Genomic DNA, 19,714 nt, shown 5'->3' with positions numbered 1-19,714 from the left:
ACGCCGAAGAGAGGTCGATCGTGACCCCAACACAGACCGAGGTGCCGAAGCGGCGCGGTACGCCCCAGGATTCGGACGGTACCCCAGTCATATCCGTGCGCCGGCTGTGGAAGGTGTTCGGGCCGAAGGCCGACCGAGTGCCCGGGTCCGAGGAGCTGTGCGGCCTCACCCGCCGTGAGCTCATGGACCGTACCGGATGCACCGCCGCCGTACGCGACGTGAACTTCGACGTCCGCAAGGGCGAGGTCTTCGTCGTCATGGGTCTGTCCGGCTCCGGCAAGTCCACGCTGGTGCGATGTCTCACCCGGCTGATCGAACCCACCGCCGGTGAGGTCGTCTTCGAGGGCGAGAACATCCGCGAAGCGGACGGCAAACGCATGCGCGACCTACGCCGCCGCAAGTTCTCCATGGTCTTCCAGCACTTCGGGCTCCTGCCCCACCGCCGCGTAGTCGACAACGTGGCCTTCGGCCTGGAGATCCGGGGCATGGGCAGGGGCGAACGCACCAAGCGGGCGCTGGAGGTCGTCGAGCTGGTCGGCCTCGCCGGCTACGAGAACTCCTACCCCGACCAGCTGTCGGGCGGTATGCAGCAGCGCGTCGGTCTCGCCCGGGCGCTGGCCGGCGATCCGGACGTGCTCTTCTTCGACGAGCCCTTCTCGGCGCTCGACCCGCTGATCCGCCGTGACATGCAGAACGAGGTCATCCGGCTGCACCACGAGGTTGGCAAGACGATGGTGTTCATCACCCACGACCTCTCCGAGGCCCTCAAGTTGGGCGACCGCATCTTGATCATGCGCGACGGCAAGATGGTCCAGTGCGGCACCGGCGACGAGCTGGTGGGCGCCCCGGCAGACGATTACGTGCGCGAATTCGTCAAGGACGTGCCGCGCGGCGACGTCCTCACCCTGCGGTGGATCATGCGCCCGCCGGAGGACGGCGACGCCCTGGACGGTCCCGAGCTGGGCCCGGACGTCGTGGTGAAGGAGGCCACCCGGGCGGTACTGGCGGCCGACAAGCCGGTCAAGGTCGTGGAGGACGGTGAGCTGATCGGCATCGTCGGCGACGAGGAGATCCTCGCGGTGGTCGCCGGGCAGGAAGGCGGCATGTGGTGACCGTCGCCCTGGAGAAGTCCGCGTCCCCGGCCGACGTACGCAAGGTCAGCCGGCGCACGGTGGTGGCCGCGATCCTGGCGGTCTGGCTGGTGCTGTTCGTGGTCTTCCGTGGAAAGCAGACCTTGACCCTGGCAGCGGCGGATCTCACCGGGCTGCATCGGTGGTTCAACGACGCCAACGACTCGATCGGCGCGAACCGCAATTCCAACCCGCTCTTCCTCTACTTCTTCAACGAGATCCGTCTGGTCATCGACACTCTGGTGACCTTCATCCAGGAACTGATCTCACAGCCCTCCGCCGGCCGCCCCGTCCCGCAGATCGGATGGCTCGGCGTCGTGGGCATCGCGGGCTACGTTTCCTGGGCCGTGGGCAACTGGCGGGTCGCCCTCCTGGCCGTGGCGGGATTCACCTTCCTGGGGCTGCAGGGTCTGTGGCAGGAGAGCATGGACACCCTGGCACTCACCGTTTCCGCGGTTTTCGTGGCGCTGTTGTTCGCGATCCCGCTGGGCGTGTGGGCGGGGCTGTCCGACCGGGTCAACCGGATCGTGACGCCTTTCCTGGACTTCATGCAGACGATGCCGACCTTCGTCTACCTGGCCCCGCTGACCCTGTTCTTCCTCATCGGTGGAGCCTCCGCCACGATCGCCACCGTGATCTACGCGGCGCCGCCCGCGATCCGCATCACCGCGCACGCCATCAACTCCGTACCGAAGACGACCGTCGAAGCGGCCGACTCGCTGGGCGCGACCCGGCGGCAGGCGCTGCTGAAGGTCCTGCTGCCCATGTCCAAGCGGACCGTGGTGATGGGCGTCAACCAGTCGATCATGGCCGCCCTGGCCATGGTGACCATCGCGGCCCTGATCGACGCGCCCGGCCTCGGCAAGACCGTCGTGCAGGCCCTGCAGTCGCTCGATGTGGGAACGGCCTTCAACGCGGGCCTCGCCATCGTCGTCATGGCGATCGTCCTCGACCGGGTCACCACAGCCGCCAGCGCCCGCGAGGAGGCAGCCCGGCGCTCGGGCAGCCGCTTCCTCACCTGGCGGCGACCGCTGCTGGCCGCTGGCGGAGTCGTCACGGCGGTACTCGTCTATATGTCGCACACCTACGTATGGGCAGCGGAGTTCCCAGGCGAGGGCGGCATCGGCAGCTCCATCGCGAGCGCGGCGGACACCGCGACCACATGGGCGCAGGACAACCTCTCGGGTATCACCAACGCCTTCCGTGACGGCATCACCAACGGCCTGCTCAACCCGTTCCAGTCGCTGCTCACCGACTCCCCGTGGTGGCTCGTCGGCGCCGTACTGATCGCGCTCGGTGCGATGCTCGGTGGTTGGCGCGCCGGGGTCACCGCGACCGTGTGCGTGGCCCTGCTGGTCGGCACGGGTGTGTGGTCGGACGCCATGACGACGCTGGCGTCGACCGTCGCGGCGACGATGCTGGTCATGGTGCTCGGCATCGCCTTCGGGGTGTGGATGGGGCGGAGCCTGCTCGTGGACCGGGTGCTGCGGCCCACCCTGGACGCGGCGCAGGTCATGCCGCCGTTCGTCTATCTCGTGCCGTTCCTCGCGCTGTTCGGCGCGACCCGCTTCACGGCCATCGTCGCTGCGATCGTCTACGCGGCGCCGGTCGCTATCAAGATCATCGCGGACGGGGTCCGGGCCGTGCCCGAGACCACCGTCGAGGCGGCCGATTCCGCTGGGTGCAACACCTGGCAGATCATCACCAAGGTTCAACTGCCGATGTCACGCAGTGCCCTGACGCTCGCGACCAACCAGGGTCTGATCTATGTGCTGTCGATGGTTGTTGTGGGCGGCCTGGTAGGAGCGGGCGCCCTCGGCTACGACGTCGTGGCCGGATTCTCGCAGGGGCAGCTGTACGGGAAGGGGCTTGCGGCGGGGCTCGCCATCGTCCTTCTCGGAGTCATGTTCGACCGGATCACTCAGGCAGCGGCGCGACGCGTGAGCACATAAGGAGCACTGAGCATGGCAACACAAGTAAGACAGTGGAGAGTCGGCGCGGCCGGCATGGCCGTTCTCGGTCTCACCCTCACCGCCTGCGGCGGTGCGAAGGTCGGTGACAGTTCCTCGGGCTCGGACGCCGCGGGCAGCTCCGGCAAGTGCGGCACTTTCAACCTCGCGGTCAACCCGTGGGTGGGCTACGAGGCGAACGCGGCGGTCGTCGCGTACGTCGCGGAGCACGATCTCGGCTGTACGGTCACCAAGAAGGACCTGAAGGAAGAGATCGCCTGGCAGGGCTTCGGGACGGGCGAGGTCGACGCCGTCATCGAGAACTGGGGTCACGACGACCTGAAGAAGAAGTACATCACCGACCAGAAGACCGCCGTAGAGGTCGGTCGGACCGGCAACAAAGGCCTGATCGGCTGGTATGTGCCGCCGTGGCTGGCGAAGGAACACCCGGACATCACCGACTGGAACAACCTCAACAAGTACGCAGCGAAGTTCAAGACCTCCGAGTCGGGCGGCAAGGGCCAGCTCCTCGACGGCGACCCGTCGTTCGTCACCAACGACGAGGCCCTGGTGAAGAACCTGAAGCTGGACTTCAAAGTGGTGTACGCGGGCAGCGAGACCGCGCTCATCCAGGCCTTCCGGAAGGCGGAGAAGAACAAGGAATGGGTGATCGGCTACTTCTACGAGCCGCAGTGGTTCATATCCGAGGTGCCGCTGGTCAAGGTCAAGCTGCCGGAGTACAAGACGGGCTGTGACGCCGATCCGGAGAAGGTCGCCTGCGACTATCCCGTCTACGACCTCGACAAGATCGTCAGCGCGAAGTTCGCCAAGTCGGGCAGCCCGGCCTATGGCCTGGTGAAGAACTTCAACTGGACGAACGAGGACCAGAACACCGTGGCCAAGTACATCGCGATGGACAAGATGAAGCCCGAGGCAGCCGCCAAGAAGTGGGTCGAGGCCAACCGTGACAAGGTCGACGCCTGGATCAAGTAGGGCGGTCGAGAAGGCGGTCGAACATGCCCGGTGGGCGGTGCGCACACGTGCGCACCGCCCACCGGGCATCGCCGTGTTTCGGGCTGTTTTACGACGTCACGGACCCTTGACACCCCCTCCCAGTGGCAGGCACATTGAGTTGCGCAACCTGAATCAAGTTGCGCAGAAAGCAACTGACCGGCTGGACTTGTTCTCAATCGGAGGTGCGGCGATGGCGGGACCCCGAGTGGTGATCATCGGGGCGGGTGTCGTGGGAGCGGCACTCGCGGACGAGATCTCCGCGCGCGGCTGGACCGAAGTGACTGTGGTCGACCAGGGCCCGCTCCCCGCCACGGGGGGCTCCTCGTCGCATGCCCCGGGCCTGGTCTTCCAGACGAACTCCTCCAAGACCATGACCGAGCTGGCCCGCTACACCGTCGAGAAGTTCTGCTCCCTCGATGTCGACGGCAAGCCCTGCTTCCTGCAGGTCGGCGGCCTCGAAGTGGCGACCACCCCCGAGCGCCTCGCGGAACTGCACCGCCGCCACGGCTGGATCACCGCCTGGGGCATCGAGGCCCGGCTGCTGAGCGCCGACGAGTGCGTCGAGCAGCACCCGCTCGTGAACCGCGACAAGGTTCTCGGCGGCCTTCTGGTACCGACGGACGGCCTCGCCAAGGCCGTCCTCGCCGTCGAGGCGCAGATCCGTCGGGCCACCGAGCGTGGCGTGCGCTTCCTGGCCCGCCATGAAGTCCTCGACGTCCAGCAGAGCGAGGGCCGGGTGACCGGCGTTCTCACCGACCAGGGCGGGATCCCCGCCGACATCGTGGTGTGCTGTGCCGGCATCTGGGGCCCGAAGATCGCCCGCATGGTCGGCATGAACCTCCCGCTCACCCCGCTCGCCCACCAGCTCGCCTGGACCGGCCCGACACCGGCCCTCGCCGGCCAGACCGAGGAAGCGGTCCGCCCGATCCTGCGCCACCAGGACGCCGACCTCTACTACCGCGACCACTTCGACGGCCTCGGCATCGGCTACTACGGCCATCGCCCGATGCCCATCTCGGCCGACGACATCCTCTCCGTGGACGAGGCCGAGGCGATGCCGTCGGTCCTGACGTTCACCGAGGAGGATTTCGAGGGCGCCTGGACCGAGACTCAGTCCCTGCTCCCCGCGACGAAGGAGGCCAAGGTCGAGGAGGGCATCAACGGCCTGTTCTCCTTCACCACCGACAACTTCCCGCTGCTCGGCGAGTCCCCGGACGTCAAGGGCTTCTGGGTCGCCGAGGCCGTCTGGGTCACCCACTCCGCGGGCGTGGGCCGGGCCATGGCCGAATGGCTGATCGACGGCCACTGCTCGTCCTTCGACCTGCACGAGTGCGACGTCAACCGCTTCGAGCCACACCAGCTGTCCCCGGAGTACGTCCTGGCCCGCGACTGCCAGAACTTCGTCGAGGTCTACGACATCCTCCACCCGCTCCAGCCGTCGGGGCACCCGCGCCCGATGCGCACGAGCCCCTTCCACCAGCGCCAGCAGGAGCACGGCGCGTTCTTCCTGGAGGCGAACGGCTGGGAGCGCCCGCAGTGGTACGAGGCCAACGCGGGCCTGGTCGAAGGCCGTATCATCCCCACCCCCAACGACTGGGCCGCGCAGTACTGGTCGCCCATCGTCGGGGCCGAGGCACTGGGCACCCGCGAAACCGTCGCGATGTACGACATGACGGCCCTCAAGCGCCTCGAGGTCAGCGGCCCCGGCGCCGGCGACTTCCTGGAGCGCCTGGTCACCGGCAAGGTCGCCAAGTCCGTCGGCTCGGTCACGTACACCCTGCTGCTCGACCATGACGGCGGCATCCGCAGCGACATCACCGTCGCCCGCCTCGCCCGAGACCGCTTCCAGGTCGGCGCCAACGGCAACCTGGACCTCGACTGGTTTACCCGCCATCTGCCCGCCGACGGCTCGGTCCAGGCACGCGACATCACCCCCGGCACTTGCTGCATCGGCCTGTGGGGCCCGTTGGCCCGCAAGGTCCTGCAGCCGCTGACAGACGAGGACTTCTCCAACGACGGCCTGAAGTACTTCCGCGCCAAGCGCGCCCACATCGGCTCCGTCCCCGTCACCGCGATGCGCCTGTCGTACGTCGGTGAACTCGGCTGGGAGCTGTACACCACCGCCGACCTCGGCCAGAAGCTGTGGGACACCCTGTGGCAGGCGGCCAAGCCACTGGGGGGCATCATCGCCGGCCGTGGCGCCTTCAACAGCCTCCGCCTGGAGAAGGGCTACCGCTCCTTCGGTACCGACATGACCTACGAGCACGATCCCTACGAGGCCGGAGTCGGCTTCGCCGTCAAGCTCGACAAGGGCGACTTCATCGGCAAGGCGGCGCTGGAGCGCCGTAAGGCCGACGTGCGGCGGAAGCTGACCTGCCTCACGATCGACGACCCGCAATCGGTCGTCATGGGCAAGGAGCCGGTCTACGACGGCGACCGTGCCGTCGGCTACGTCACGAGCGCCGCGTACGGCTACACGATCGGCAAGGGCATCGCCTACGCCTGGCTCCCGGTGGAACTCGCGACCCCCGGCACCGCCCTGCACATCGGCTACTTCGACCAGCGTATCGAGGCGGTCGTCGCCGAGGAGCCGCTGTTCGACCCGACCATGTCCCGTCTCCGTGGCTAGTCACCGACCTCGGCTTCGACGGAAGGAGCACCTCCGGTGACCGCACAGCTGCTCGACGGCAAGGTGACCGCCGCCGAGATCCGCCGTGAACTCGCGGAGCGCGTGGCCAAGTTGACCGCGACCAGCGGTCTCCCGCCGGGCCTCGGCACCGTCCTCGTCGGCGACGACCCCGGCAGCCGGGCCTACGTCGCCGGCAAACACCGCGACTGCGCGCAGGTGGGCATCGCCTCGCTGCGCCGCGAACTGCCCGCCGACGCCACCCAGCAGCAGGTCGAAGACGTCATCGACGAGCTCAACGCCGACCCGGCCTGCACCGGCTACATCGTCCAACTGCCGCTCCCGGGCCATCTGGACGCCAACGCCGTACTGGAGCGCATGGACCCCGCAAAGGACGCCGACGGCCTGCACCCTGTCAACCTCGGCCGGCTCGTCCTCGGCGTCGAGGCCCCGCTGCCGTGCACCCCGCGCGGCATCGTCGCACTGCTCCGCCGCCACGAGGTGCCGCTCGCCGGAGCGCGGGTGTGCGTGATCGGCCGGGGCATCACGGTCGGGAGGCCCATCGGACTGCTGCTCACCCGCAGGTCCGAGAACGCCACCGTGACCCTGTGCCACACCGGCACCAAGGGCCTGGCCTGGCACGTCCGCGAGGCGGACGTCGTCGTCGCGGCCGCCGGCTCGCCCGGGTTGATCACCAAGGACATGCTGCGCCCCGGTGCGGCGGTCCTGGACGTCGGAATCACCCGCACCGACCACGGGCTGGTCGGCGATGTCCACCCGGAGGCCGCCACGGTCGCCGGTTGGCTCGCCCCGATGCCCGGGGGCGTAGGACCCATGACGCGGGCGATGCTGCTCGCGAATGTCATCGAGGCCGCCGAGAGGAACGCGAACGCCGTATGAACGCGCTGAACACCCCCCTGGCGGAGCTGGACCCCGAGGTCCACGCCGCCCTCCGCGCAGAGCTGCACCGCCAGCAGTCCACCCTCGAGATGATCGCCTCCGAGAACTTCGCGCCCACCGCCGTGATGGAGGCCCAGGGGTCCGTCGCGACCAACAAGTACGCCGAGGGTTACCCCGGCCGCCGCTACTACGGCGGCTGCGAGCACGTCGACGTCACCGAGCGGCTCGCCATCGAGCGGATCAAGTCCCTCTTCGGCGCGGACTTCGCCAACGTCCAGCCGCACTCCGGCGCCCAGGCCAACACCGCCGTCTTCTTCGCCCTCCTCCAGCCCGGCGACACCATCCTCGGCCTCGACCTCGCGCACGGCGGGCACCTCACCCACGGCATGCGCATCAACTACAGCGGCAAGATGCTGAACGTCGTGCCGTACCACGTCGCCGAGACCGACAACCTCGTCGACATGGACGAGGTCGAACGGCTCGCCAAGGAACACCGCCCCAAGATGATCATCGCGGGCTGGTCGGCTTACCCCAGGCAGCTGGACTTCGCGGCCTTCCGCCGTATCGCCGACGACGTGGGCGCCCTGCTGATGGTCGACATGGCGCATTTCGCGGGCCTGGTCGCCGCCGGACTGCACCCCAACCCCGTACCGCACGCCCATGTCACCACCACGACGACCCACAAGACGCTCGGCGGCCCGCGCGGCGGAGTCATTCTCACCAACGAGGCCGATCTCGCCAAGAAGATCAACTCGGCGGTGTTCCCCGGTATGCAGGGCGGCCCCCTGGAGCACGTGATCGCCGCGAAGGCGGTGTCGTTCAAGGTGGCCGCGTCACCCGAGTTCGCCGAGCGCCAGGCCCGTACGCTGGCCGGCGCCCGCATCCTGGCCGAACGCCTCACCCGGTCGGACGCGGCGGCAGCCGGGGTGAAGGTCCTGACCGGCGGTACGGACGTCCATCTCGTCCTGGTCGACCTGCGCGACTCGGAGCTGGACGGCCGGCAGGCCGAGGACCTGCTCCACGAGATCGGCATCACCGTCAACCGCAACGCGGTCCCCTTCGACCCGCGCCCGCCCATGGTCACCTCCGGCCTGCGCATCGGCACCCCGGCACTGGCCACCCGCGGCTTCACCGAGGAGGACTTCACGGAGGTCGCCGATGTGATCGCGCTGGCCCTCCGGCCCGAGCCCGACATCGCCTCCCTGCGCGCCCGCACGGAGGCGCTGGCGGCCAAGCACCCGCTCTACGCCCACTTGTCCGCAAACGGAGACGCCCGATGAGCCCCCGCACCCCCGGCGCCGAGCTCCCCGAACACCCCGACTGGCTGTGGCGCACGCCCGAGCCGAAGCCCTCGTACGACGTGATCGTCGTGGGCGGCGGCGGACACGGCCTGGCCACCGCCCACTACCTGGCGAAGAACCACGGCATCACCAACGTCGCCGTGCTGGAGAAGGGCTGGCTGGCGGGCGGCAACATGGCCCGCAACACCACCATCATCCGCTCCAACTACCTGTGGGACGAGAGCGCCGGCATCTATGAGCACGCGCTCAAGCTGTGGGAGGGACTGGCTGAGGAACTCGACTACCCCATCCTCTTCTCCCAGCGCGGCGTGCTCAACCTGGCCCACAGTCTCCAGGACGTCCGCGACAGCGTGCGCCGGGTCGAGGCGAACCGCCTCAACGGCGTGGACGCCGAATGGCTCGACGCCGAGCGGGTCAAGGAAGTCTGCCCGATCGTCAACATCTCGCCGGACGTGCGCTATCCGGTCCTGGGCGCCACCTACCAGCCGCGGGCCGGCATCGCCAAGCACGACCACGTCGCCTGGGGCCTGGCCCGGTCCGCCGATGCCGCCGGGATCGACATCATCCAGAACTGCGAGGTCACCGGGCTCGACATCGTCGGCGGCCGGGTCGTAGGAATCCAGACCTCGCTGGGCCCGATCGCCGCGGGCAAGGTGGCTCTGTGCTCGGCAGGCCACACCTCGGTGCTCGCCGCCATGGCCGGCATCGAACTCCCGCTCCAGAGCCACCCCTTGCAAGCGCTGGTCTCCGAGCTCCTCGAACCCGTGCACCCGACGGTCGTCATGTCCAACGCGGTCCACGTGTACGTCAGCCAGGCGCACAAGGGCGAGCTGGTGATGGGCGCCGGCATCGACGCGTACAACTCCTACACCCAGCGCGGTGCGTTCCACATCATCGAAGAGCAGATGTCCGCCGCCCTGGAACTCTTCCCGGTCTTCGCCCGCGCCCACGTGCTGCGCACCTGGGGCGGCATCGTCGACGTCAGCCCGGACGCCTCGCCGATCATCGGCCTCAGCCCGGTCGACAACCTCTACCTCAACTGCGGGTGGGGCACGGGTGGTTTCAAGGCCACCCCGGGCGTCGGCTGGGTCTACGCCCACACCATCGCGCACGACACCCCTCACCCCCTGAACGCCCCCTTTTCGCTCGACCGTTTCACCACCGGCGCGCTCGTCGACGAGCACGGCGCGGCCGCGGTGGCCCACTAGGGAGCCGAACCATGTTGCTCATCCCCTGCCCGTGGTGCGGGCCCCGCGACGAGGCCGAGTTCCACTACGGCGGCCAGGCGCATGTGCCCTACCCCGAGGACCCGGCCGCCCTCACCGACGAGGAGTGGGCGCGGTACCTGTTCTTCCGCGACAACCCCAAGGGCCCGTTCGCCGAGCGGTGGAGCCATGCGGCGGGCTGCCGCAGGTGGTTCAACGCGGTGCGCGACACGGCGACGAACGAGATCATCGCCGCTTACAAGGCGGGGGAGTCACGTCCGGCAATTCTTGAGCCAAGGCCGACTGTTTCAGCCTATCCGGCCACTTCTGCGCCACGTCCGGCATCATCAGCCCGTCTGGGGGTCCCCCCTCCGGGGGCGTTTGAGGACGAGCCCGTTCAGGGCGACGGGGGTCTGGGGGCGAAGCCCTCAGCAGAGGTCCAGGACAGCCAGCCCTTCCGGCTTCCCACTGGCGGTCGAATCCACCGCGACACCCCCCTGACCTTCGCTTTCGACGGCACCGACTACCAGGGCTACCGAGGCGACACCCTCGCCTCGGCGCTCCTTGCCAACGGTGTCATCGCGGCAGCGACGAGCATCAGGCTCGGCCGCCCGAGAGGCATCTTCTCGGCGGGCGTGGAGGAACCCAACGCGGTCGTCCAGATCGAGGCCCCCTTCCCCGAGCCCATGCTCCCCGCCACGACCGTCGAGCTCTACGACGGCCTTGTCGCAAGCAGCCTCCCCGGCCAGGGACGCCTCGCCACCGAACCGGACCCAGCCCGCTACGACGCCGTACATGCCCACTGCGACCTGCTCGTGGTCGGCGCCGGGCCGGCCGGCCTCGCCGCTGCGGCCGCGGTGGCGAAGAGCGGCGCTCGCGTCATCCTCGCCGACGACCAGTCGGAGCCGGGCGGCAGCCTGCTCGGCACCGGCGAACACCTCGACTGGGTGGAGGCGACCGGCGAGCAGCTCGACGCCGCCCCCGACGTCCGCGTCCTGCACCGCACCACCGTCTTCGGGTACTACGACGACAACCACCTCCTCGCCGTCGAACGCCGCACGAACCACCTGGGCGCCGACGCACCGGAGAACGTCTCCCGCGAGCGCGTCTGGCGCATCCGCGCCCGCCGTGTCGTCCTCGCCACCGGTGCCCACGAGCGCTCGCTCGCCTTTGCGGACAACGACCGCCCCGGTGTGATGCTGGCCGCCTCAGCCCGCTCTTACGTCAACCGCCATGGTGTCCTGCCCGGGCGTCACGCCGTCGTCTTCACCACCAACGACAGTGCCTACCCGGCAGCCCTGGATCTCGCGGCGGCGGGCGTGGACATCACGGCGATCGTCGACACCCGCGCCGACGCGGGGGAGTGGGCGGACCGCGCCCGGCGGGCCGGGATCGAGGTGCTGACCGGGCATGCCGTCACCGGCACGGAGGGCGACACGCGTCTGACAGTCGTCAGCGTCGCCCCGTGCGGAGAGTCCGGGGGGCGGCGGGAGTTCGCCGCCGACCTGCTGCTGGTGTCCGCCGGCTGGAACCCCGTCGCCCACCTGTTCAGCCAGGCGGGCGGCAAGCTGCGGTACGACGAGGCGCTCGGCTCGTTCGTCCCCGACACCTGCCGCCAGGCGGTCGAGGTCGCGGGCGGCGCGAACGGCACCCTGGACCTCGCCGCGGTGCTGGCACAGGGCGCGGCAGCGGGCGCCCGTGCGATCGAGGCCGAGGGCTACACCCCCGTGGCGCCCCGCCTCCCGGACGTGGCCGCGCGGCCTCAGACGCCGCCCATGCAGGTGTACGCCGTCCCCGGTGCCCTGGGCGCACCCCGTTTCGTCGACCTCCAGCGAGACGTGACGGTCGACGATCTGGCCCGTGCCACCGGCGCCGGCATGCGCTCGGTCGAGCACACCAAGCGCTACACGACGGCCGGCACCGCCAACGACCAGGGCAAGACCTCCGGCGTCCTGGCCAGTGGCGTGGTCGCCGAGCTGCTCGGCGTGGACATCTCGGCGCTGGGTACGACCACGTTCCGGCCGCCGTACATGCCGGTCTCGTTCGCGGCGCTCGCTGGCCGGGACCGCGGATCGCTGCACGATCCTGTCCGCGTGACCGCCCTGCATGCCTGGCATGCCGGGCACGGTGCCCTGTTCGAGAACGTCGGCCAGTGGAAGCGGCCCTGGTACTACCCGCAGAACGGCGAGGACATGGAGGCGGCCGTACTGCGCGAGTGCGCCGCCGCCCGCGAGGGTGTGGCCTTCATGGACGCCTCCACCCTCGGCAAGATCGATGTGCAGGGCCCGGATGCCGCGCTCTTCCTCGACCGGCTCTACACCAACATGATGAGCACCCTGAAGGTCGGCATGATCCGCTACGGCGTCATGTGCCGCCTGGACGGCATGGTCTTCGACGACGGCACGGTCATCCGGCTCGCGCAGGACCGCTTCCTGGTCACCACAACGACCGGCAACGCGGCAACGGTCCTGGACTGGATGGAGGAGTGGCTGCAGACCGAGTGGCCCGAACTCCAGGTCCACTGCACCTCGGTCACCGAGCAGTGGGCCACCGTGGCCCTGGTCGGCCCGCGTTCCCGGGAGGTCCTCGGCTCGATTGCACCCCAACTGTCCGTGGCCAACGACGACTTCCCGTTCATGGCCTGGCGCGAGACGGCCGTCGCCGGTATCGAGGCGCGCGTGTGCCGGATCAGCTTCTCCGGCGAACTCGCCTACGAGATCAACGTGTCGCCGTGGGACGCCCTCGCCCTGTGGGAGGCGCTGTACGAGGCCGGAGGCCCACTCGGCATCACCCCGTACGGCACCGAGACCATGCACGTCCTGCGTGCCGAGAAGGGCTACCCGATCATCGGCCAGGACACCGACGGCACGGTGACCCCGCACGACCTCGGCATGAGCTGGGCGGTGTCGAAGAAGAAGCCCGACTTCATCGGCAAGCGCTCCTACGCCCGCGCCGACACCGTCCGCCCCGACCGCAAGCACCTCGTCGGCCTCCTCCCCGAGGACCCGGCCGCCTTCCTCCCCGAGGGCACCCACCTGGTCGCCGACAGCGAATTGCCCGCCCCGCCCGTTCCGATGCTCGGCCACGTCACCTCCAGCTACCGCAGCGCGGCGCTCGGCCGGACCTTCGCACTCGCCCTGATCAAGGGCGGCCGGGACCGCATCGGCGACCGCCTCTACGCACCAGTCGGCGGTCGGTTGCTCCCGGTGACCGTCGCAAGCCCCGTCCTCTACGACCCCGAGGGAGCCCGTCGCGATGGTTGACACAGCCCTGATCGCACGACAGCGCAGCCCCCTGGCGCATGCCGCCGAGCGCCTGGCCTCCGCGACGCGCTCCTCCGGGGGCGCGGTCCGCCTGGCCGAAGTCCCCTTCCTTGCCCAGGTGAACGTCCGCCTCGACGCCAAGAGCCCGGCGGCGGAAGCGGTCGGACTGGCCCTGGGATTTCAACTGCCCCTGGAACCCAACACCGTCGTGCGCGCAGGGGATCTGACCGCGGTGTGGCTCGGCCCCGACGAATGGCTGGTGGTGGGCCGGTCCGGCGCCCAGCTGGACCTGGAGAGCCGGATCCGCTCGGCGGCCGGGGACGACCCCGTCTCCGTCACCGACGTCTCCGCCCAGCGCACCACCGTCCTGGTCTCCGGACCGAGCGCCCGCGCCCTGCTGTCCCACGGCTGCCCGTTGGATTTGCACCCGCGCGCCTTCGGCCCCGGCCGTTGCGCCCAAACGACGCTGGCCCGCACCCAGGTCGTCCTGGTGGCGCGCGACGAGCCCAAGGCCGGTTTCTGGGTGCTGGTGCGCTCCTCCTTCGCGGGCTACCTGACGGACTGGCTCCTGGACGCGGCCGTGGAGTACGGGTGAACGGCCCGGCACGGCAGGCGCACCACTCGTGCGGATGCCCGTAGCGGAGGGTAGCCCGTCGACCTGCTCGCGTTGGACCGCCATGGCATTGCCACCAGGGGGACAGTTCTCTCGGGCGTGATTCCGTTCTGTATGGAGCTTCTGTATGGAGCCGGAAACGTGAGAGCGGGTGTCGTCAGGCGAGCCGCGGGATCTCGATGGCAGGGCAGCGGTCCATGACCATCTCAAGGCCCGCAGCGCGGGTCCGCTCGTATGCCTCCTCGTCGATCACGCCGAGCTGGAACCAGACCGCCCTGGCACCCTTGGCTACGGCTTCATCGGCGACCGCGCCGGCAAGCTCGCTGTTCAGGAAAACGTCCACAACGTCAACGTCGAAGGGAATGGCATCGAGGGACTCATAACCCGGTTCCCCGTGCACCGTCTCGGCCTTGGGGTGCACGGGGACGATCCGCTTGCCATGGCGCTGCAGGACCTTCGCAACCCCATAGGCGGCGCGCTGCTCGTTGGACGAGAGGCCGACGATCGCCCATGTGTCCCCGAGATCGTTGAGGATCTTGCCGACGGTGTCTGTCTCGCTGTGCACGCTGTGCCTCCCATGGTCGGATGCTCGCCGTAGGAGGGAACGAGCATCGGCTGCGTGCCATTCCCGGTGGTTCCTCAGGCCGATCATCCCCTCCTTCCGATGGTGTGTCGGCCGGGCGGCGGGTCGGTGGCCTGGTCCGGCAGTTGGGAGGTGCCGTCGGCACTCAGCAGTACTGGCGGCGGGTGGCCGCCGAGGACCTTCCCCCCTCCGGGACCGCTCGGCACGATCGGGACCTTGGACCGGATCCGCGCCGCCCGTGACCACCGCCAATGCCCCGAATCGGATGCGGGGCAAGGCGGTGGTGGGCCGGGACTTTCCCCTAACCGTGGATCATGGTGTGAGGACGCGGCCGGTGGCGAAGGCTGATGCCACGGTGCCTCCGATGACGACGGCGCAGGCGGCGATGACCGGGATGCGGGCGCTCCAGATACGCAGGGCGGGCGAGGTCGTCGCCTGGGCGAGTAGTGCGTCGCGACCGCGCAGCACCGCGAGGCCGACGCCGGTCAGGGTCAGTGCCATGCCCGCGCCGAACGCCGCGACCATCGCGATCGCGACGCCGACCCGGCCCGTCAGCAGTCCGCCGAGGAGAACGAGGAATGCCGACGGGGAGGGGAGCAGTCCTCCGGATGTGCCGAGCAGCAGGATGCCGTGCCAGGTGAGCAGGGATGTGGATGTCGGGATGTGGTGGCTGTGGTCGTGATGGTGATCGTGGTCATGCCCGTGGTGGTGGCCATGGCTGTGCCCATGCCTCCGGTTTGTGAGGTGGCGCCGGAGCAGGCCGATGCCCACGGCGACGACGACCAGCGCTGCGATCAGCTGGAGCCAGTTCGTGACCGCTGCGATGTCCGGTGCGTGCCGGGCGGCCAGCCACCAGCCTACGGCGAGTACGGCGACTGACGCTGTGTGCATGACGGCAACGATGGCGCCGAGCCATACCGCGTCCCGTGCCTTGCCCTGGCCGCCTACGAGGTAACCGGCGGCGAGTGACTTGCCGTGGCCGGGGGCGCAGGCGTGGAAGGCGCCTACCGCTGCGGAGACGAGAAGGGTCAGTGGCAGTACGGCTCCATGGTCCAGCAGTGCCGCAAGGTCCGTGGTCCATATGGTGCCCGGCCTCGTGGCTGTGCTGGTGGCGGGGCCGCCGGGTCTGCCGAGGGTGAGCGTGGTGGTGGGTTCGCTCGCCGTATGCAGGCCACCGCCCTCGTCCGTTACGGAGACGGTGCGATAGGCCTGGTTGACGTCGGTCAGTGCGGTGATGGTCAGGGCGACCGAGTCCACGGGTTCGGGGCAGCTGTAGTGGATCACCGCGCCCTTGCTTGCGAGCTGCCGGGTGTCCACTGTGCCCAGCCGGCACTCGCGCGTGTCCTGGCGCACGGTGATGTGCGAGCCGAGGTAGGCCGCGTCGTCTCCTCTGGCCGCCTGGTGCAGGACGTCGAGGTCGTCGCGCTGTGCGGACCAGGTGATCGCGACGGTGCGGCCATCGGCCTTGACCTGGGCGACCGGTGGTGTGCCGAAGGGGTGTGCCGCGGCCGTGCCCGCGGCGCCGAGCAGTGCCAGTGAGGCGGCCAGGCTGATCAGCAGGAGACGGGCGGCGTGGCAGCGGGAGGTGCGGAGGGTATGCACAGTGATGGTCCCGTCGGGGGTGAGCGCCGCGAGTTGCCTCCCCCTGGCAGGGGAGGCAACTCGCGGACGGTTGAATCAGTGCTCCTTGCCGCGCAGGTGGCGGGCGGCCAGTGCGTGGAGCGTTCCGTCGTCGGTGAGGGCGAAGACCCAGTCACCGCTGACGGAGAGCGCCGAGGTCACGCCGGCGCCGAGGTTGTACTCGGTCAGACGCCGGCCGGTGGCCCGTTCCAGGACGACCAGGCGGCCGTCCCGGGTGCCCGCATACACCAGATCCTTGGTGACCAGGGCATGCATCGCGGGCGATCCGGGGCCCTCGGTGCATTTCTGGTCGACCTTCCATTTGATGTCCATGGGGCTCCTGCCTGGGAGGTAGCCCATCCTGGTCTCCCAGAGCGGCTTGGACGGGTCGGCCGCGCTGGTGTCGTAGGCGCGGATGACACCGTCGCGGCCCGCGACATACGCGATGCTGCCCCAGACGGCCGCACTCGTCAGCGGAGGCTTCCCGGACTCGCAGGTCCAGGGGTCGTTCGCCGCCGACTCCCACAGCACATCACCGGTCTTGAGGTCGTGTCCGCGTACGCCGCTCTGGGTCGCCGTCACCAGCTGCGGGGTCCCCCCGGCCGGATCGGTGATGACCGGGGACGAGTGGCTGTCGATGCCTCCGTCGGTGCCCTTCACCCACACCTGACTGCAGGTCGCGAGATTCATGGCGACCACCGTGCTGCTGGAGTCCGTGTGCAGGTAGGCGATGTCGGAACCGGGCTGGCGGACAGCCGTGCTGTGGAACTGGCCCCAGTTCGTGGCGCCGTTGAAGCCGCCGAGCAGGGCTCCGCTGGTGGCGTCGCGGCACTGGATCTTGTTCCAGTTCTGGTAGACGGCGACCGCGCGGTGAGCACCCTTCAGGTCGAAGACACTGACCGGACCGCCGGCCCGGCCGTACCGGCGCACGGTGTCGCCGTGCTTCTCCTCGTTCTCGATCGTCTGCCAGACGACATGGCCGTCCTCGGTGTCGAGAGCGTAGATCCGGCCCACGGCGGTGGTCAGATACACCTTGCCGTCGTGGTAGCTCGGCGCGGACTCGGCGTCACCGTCCAGATAGGTACGCCAGATCTCACGGCCGGACTTGATGTCGTAGGCGAGCATCAAGTGGTTCGGCGAGTCGAAGGCCCTGGAGGAGACGATCACCTTGCCGTCCGCCACGACCGAGCCGTTGAGGTTGAACTGCTCGCCCGTGTTGGCGGCCCACTGCAGGTCGAGCGTGGTTCCCGGGTTGTCGCGGCCGGCGGAGCGACCTGCCTCGTCACCGCCCTGGCGCAGCCAGTCCTGGCCGGTCCTGGGGGTGGCCAGATCGCGTTTGGGCACCACCGTGAAGGCGTTGGTGATGGCGGGCCAGGCGTCGCCGCGGGTATCGACGGCGGTCATCCTGGCCGTGTAGGTGCCCGGTGGGAGGTGGGGGAGGCGGTCGCTGACCCGCGTCCAGGAGGTCCGGGTCTTCGGGCAGGGCTCCGGGGAGCCGCCGGGAGGGGTATAGCAGTTCTTGATACCGCTCTTGCGGACTCCGGTACCGAACTTCATCCGCCTCTCACTCCATGCGACGTGGCCGCGGGAGTCGCGGATGATCAGCGAGGCGCTCGCCGGAGTACGCCCGGCGTCCTCGGCGTACAGCTCGATCGGTATCCGCGCGCTGCTGCCGTGCGCACTCCCCTTGGCGGGGCTGACCAGGGCGACGGCGTCATGGACGTCGAACTGGCGGTGGGTGCCCATGACGTAGCCGGTGTCCTCGTTGCGCCTCGTATCCGGCTCGTCGTAGATACCCGTGAAGTCGAGGACCTTGAAGTCCGGGTGGGAGCCGTCGATGCCGTACTTGCCCTGGTTGTTCATCTCCACCGAGCGGTCGAAGGCACCACGCCGGTACTCGGCCTGCTGGTTGTGGCCGGCGGCGAACATGCGCACGTCGTACTTGGAGAGTTCGTCGATGGTCGGCTGCATGCCGGCCCCCGGTCCCCATCGGGTGAACAGAGAACGGTGCGCGAAGACGAGTACCTGCTTGCCCACTGCGTGACGCTTGAGGTCCTCGCGCAGCCACTCCAGCTGCGGCTTCAGGCCGCTGGAGTCGTAGTTGTCCTCAAGGACGACGATGTGACGGCCGTTGCGGTCGAAGCTGTACCACTCCGGGCCCATGTTTCGGCGGTAGTACTCCATACTGCCCGCATAGCCCTGGGAGCCGGCGGCGCCGCCGAAGTCGTGGTTGCCCATCACGGGATAGAAGGGCATGCCCAGCTTGCCGTCGGTCAGGCCCTTGCGCAGGAAGTCGAAGCCGCCCTGTCGGCGGGGTTCCGGGGCGTAGTCGGTGACCGTCAGGTCGCCGGTCGCTATCGCCATGGACGCGCCGTCCACCTGGGACATCGCCGCGACGTTGGCGGTCCACTCCGGAGGAGTCTTGAGCGCGGCGTCGTCCGAGGTGTTGGACACTTCGCCGTCGGAATCCATGATCCACTTTTCGGTGGGGTTCGCCGCGTTGCGGTTTGGCACGAGGGCGAAGTCGATGCCTGTGCTCGGACCCCCCTCGGACACCTTGTGGAAGTACTGCGGAACGAAGTCCGCGCGTAGCGCGGGGGTGTAGCCGTTCGGCGAGACGACACTGACCAGGTCGGTCTCCCGGCGGTTCGGGTCGATCTGCAGAGTGTACGAACCGTCGCGGCCGGTCGTCGTCCACGCTGCGCCGTCCGTGACGTCGACCCCCCGCATCGGACCCTCGCCCGGGTCGCGCCGTCCGTTGCCGTTGCGGTCCTTGAAGACCGTGCCCGTGACGGTGACCGTGTTCGACGGCTCGGCGAGCGGTGCCGCGGCGGCCGTCTGAGGAGCCAGGAATGACAACGTTATTGCGCCGGCGATGGCCAGCTTGAGCCGCCCGCGGCCGGCACGCACCCTGGCGGCCAGCCGGGCGAGCTGGAGCCGCCCGGTACGGAGCTGCCATGTCGCGATGAGCAGCGCGGCGGCCGGCACGATGCCGAGCGCGACCACTGCCCAGGGGAAGGTGGGAAGAGCGTGGGCACCGGCTGCGTCGACAACTGGGGTCTGCCCGTTGGCATTGACCGTTGTGCCGTCGAACTCAACGACAACCTGGGTCAGCTCGTTCTGCTGCAGCATTGTGCTCAGGTCGAGCTTGTCGACGTGGCAGCCCCATGCGAGCTCGATCACGACACCGCCGGGGGCGCCGCCGGCGTCCCCGGCGACGCCGGCCCCGGTGGCGGGGCAGCCCGCGCTCAGCAGTTGTGATGCCCAGGCACCGGCCTTCTGAGGTGACACCACGTCACGATGGACTATCAGCCGCCCACTGGTGACGTCGTCCTTGGTCTCGATGACGAGTTCGGCGTGCTGCGGTGACACATGTGCCGCAGCAGGCTGTGCACCAAAACACAGGATGAAGTAGAGCAACGCAAGGCCTAGACCCGCTGCTCTGCGGAGATATCTCATGGGCACGGACGCTAACTTGGCTAGACAACTTACCGAACGGGACCGAGGGAA

At 69.2% G+C, this 19,714-nt stretch carries 12 protein-coding genes; 9 read left to right on the top strand and 3 right to left on the bottom strand.

The window, feature by feature from the left end; translation table 11 throughout:
* Positions 1-20: 20 nt before the first annotated feature.
* From ACTWOL_RS04950 to ACTWOL_RS04910, 9 genes are all read left to right on the top strand, one after another.
* The gene (locus tag ACTWOL_RS04950) at positions 21-1,112 is read left to right on the top strand and encodes a quaternary amine ABC transporter ATP-binding protein (RefSeq protein ID WP_474294709.1); all 1,092 of its coding nucleotides are present in this window, start codon (positions 21-23) and stop codon (positions 1,110-1,112) included.
* Entirely contained in the window at positions 1,106-3,082 is a 1,977-nt protein-coding gene (locus tag ACTWOL_RS04945; RefSeq protein WP_474294707.1) for an ABC transporter permease, read from the top strand. The genes ACTWOL_RS04950 and ACTWOL_RS04945 overlap by 7 nt, the downstream gene beginning before the upstream one ends.
* 12 nt (positions 3,083-3,094) lie before the next feature.
* Positions 3,095-4,072 (top strand): ABC transporter substrate-binding protein, encoded by a 978-nt coding sequence (locus ACTWOL_RS04940; protein ID WP_474294705.1) that lies wholly within the window; start codon positions 3,095-3,097, stop codon positions 4,070-4,072.
* A 211-nt stretch (positions 4,073-4,283) separates the two neighbouring features.
* Complete coding sequence (locus ACTWOL_RS04935; protein ID WP_474294703.1) at positions 4,284-6,722, top strand: GcvT family protein; 2,439 nt, start codon at positions 4,284-4,286, stop codon at positions 6,720-6,722.
* Between the two features lie 36 nt (positions 6,723-6,758).
* Positions 6,759-7,619, top strand: a complete 861-nt coding sequence (locus ACTWOL_RS04930; RefSeq protein WP_474294702.1) for a bifunctional methylenetetrahydrofolate dehydrogenase/methenyltetrahydrofolate cyclohydrolase — start codon at positions 6,759-6,761, stop codon at positions 7,617-7,619.
* Positions 7,616-8,899, top strand: a complete 1,284-nt coding sequence (glyA, locus tag ACTWOL_RS04925) for a serine hydroxymethyltransferase (RefSeq protein ID WP_474294700.1) — start codon at positions 7,616-7,618, stop codon at positions 8,897-8,899. The genes ACTWOL_RS04930 and glyA overlap by 4 nt, the downstream gene beginning before the upstream one ends.
* On the top strand, positions 8,896-10,128 hold the full coding sequence (locus ACTWOL_RS04920; protein ID WP_474294698.1) for a sarcosine oxidase subunit beta family protein: 1,233 nt from the start codon (positions 8,896-8,898) through the stop codon (positions 10,126-10,128). The genes glyA and ACTWOL_RS04920 overlap by 4 nt, the downstream gene beginning before the upstream one ends.
* A gap of 11 nt (positions 10,129-10,139) precedes the next feature.
* A complete protein-coding gene (locus tag ACTWOL_RS04915) occupies positions 10,140-13,388 on the top strand; it encodes a sarcosine oxidase subunit alpha family protein (RefSeq protein WP_474294696.1) in 3,249 nt (1,082 codons plus the stop codon).
* Positions 13,381-13,983, top strand: a complete 603-nt coding sequence (locus ACTWOL_RS04910) for a sarcosine oxidase subunit gamma (protein WP_474294694.1) — start codon at positions 13,381-13,383, stop codon at positions 13,981-13,983. The genes ACTWOL_RS04915 and ACTWOL_RS04910 overlap by 8 nt, the downstream gene beginning before the upstream one ends.
* A gap of 175 nt (positions 13,984-14,158) precedes the next feature.
* On the opposite strand, the gene ACTWOL_RS04905 is transcribed toward ACTWOL_RS04910, so the two are convergent.
* The 3 genes from ACTWOL_RS04905 to ACTWOL_RS04895 form a co-directional block, all read right to left on the bottom strand.
* On the bottom strand, positions 14,159-14,566 hold the full coding sequence (locus tag ACTWOL_RS04905) for a CoA-binding protein (RefSeq protein ID WP_474294692.1): 408 nt from the start codon (positions 14,564-14,566) through the stop codon (positions 14,159-14,161).
* 330 nt (positions 14,567-14,896) lie between these two features.
* The gene (locus ACTWOL_RS04900; RefSeq protein WP_474294689.1) at positions 14,897-16,186 is read right to left on the bottom strand and encodes a HoxN/HupN/NixA family nickel/cobalt transporter; all 1,290 of its coding nucleotides are present in this window, start codon (positions 16,184-16,186) and stop codon (positions 14,897-14,899) included.
* Positions 16,187-16,261: 75 nt separating this feature from the next.
* Positions 16,262-19,576: an outer membrane protein assembly factor BamB family protein gene (locus ACTWOL_RS04895; protein WP_474294687.1), complete on the bottom strand. Its 3,315-nt coding sequence runs from the start codon at positions 19,574-19,576 to the stop codon at positions 16,262-16,264.
* Positions 19,577-19,714: the final 138 nt, after the last annotated feature.

Source organism: Micromonospora sp. IBHARD003 (genome assembly GCF_056106285.1).
The sequence above is the reverse complement of the archived record's forward strand: the minus strand, read 5'-3'. Positions and strand labels throughout refer to the sequence as shown.

Bases quoted from the DNA above. Each gene is read 5' to 3' on its own strand.
- ACTWOL_RS04910 (WP_474294694.1), top strand. From the start codon at position 13,381: ATGGTTGACACAGCCCTGATCGCACGACAGCGCAGCCCCCTGGCGCAT.
- ACTWOL_RS04935 (WP_474294703.1), top strand. From the start codon at position 4,284: ATGGCGGGACCCCGAGTGGTGATCATCGGGGCGGGTGTCGTGGGAGCG.
- ACTWOL_RS04915 (WP_474294696.1), top strand. From the start codon at position 10,140: ATGTTGCTCATCCCCTGCCCGTGGTGCGGGCCCCGCGACGAGGCCGAG.
- glyA (WP_474294700.1), top strand. From the start codon at position 7,616: ATGAACGCGCTGAACACCCCCCTGGCGGAGCTGGACCCCGAGGTCCAC.
- ACTWOL_RS04940 (WP_474294705.1), top strand. From the start codon at position 3,095: ATGGCAACACAAGTAAGACAGTGGAGAGTCGGCGCGGCCGGCATGGCC.
- ACTWOL_RS04920 (WP_474294698.1), top strand. From the start codon at position 8,896: ATGAGCCCCCGCACCCCCGGCGCCGAGCTCCCCGAACACCCCGACTGG.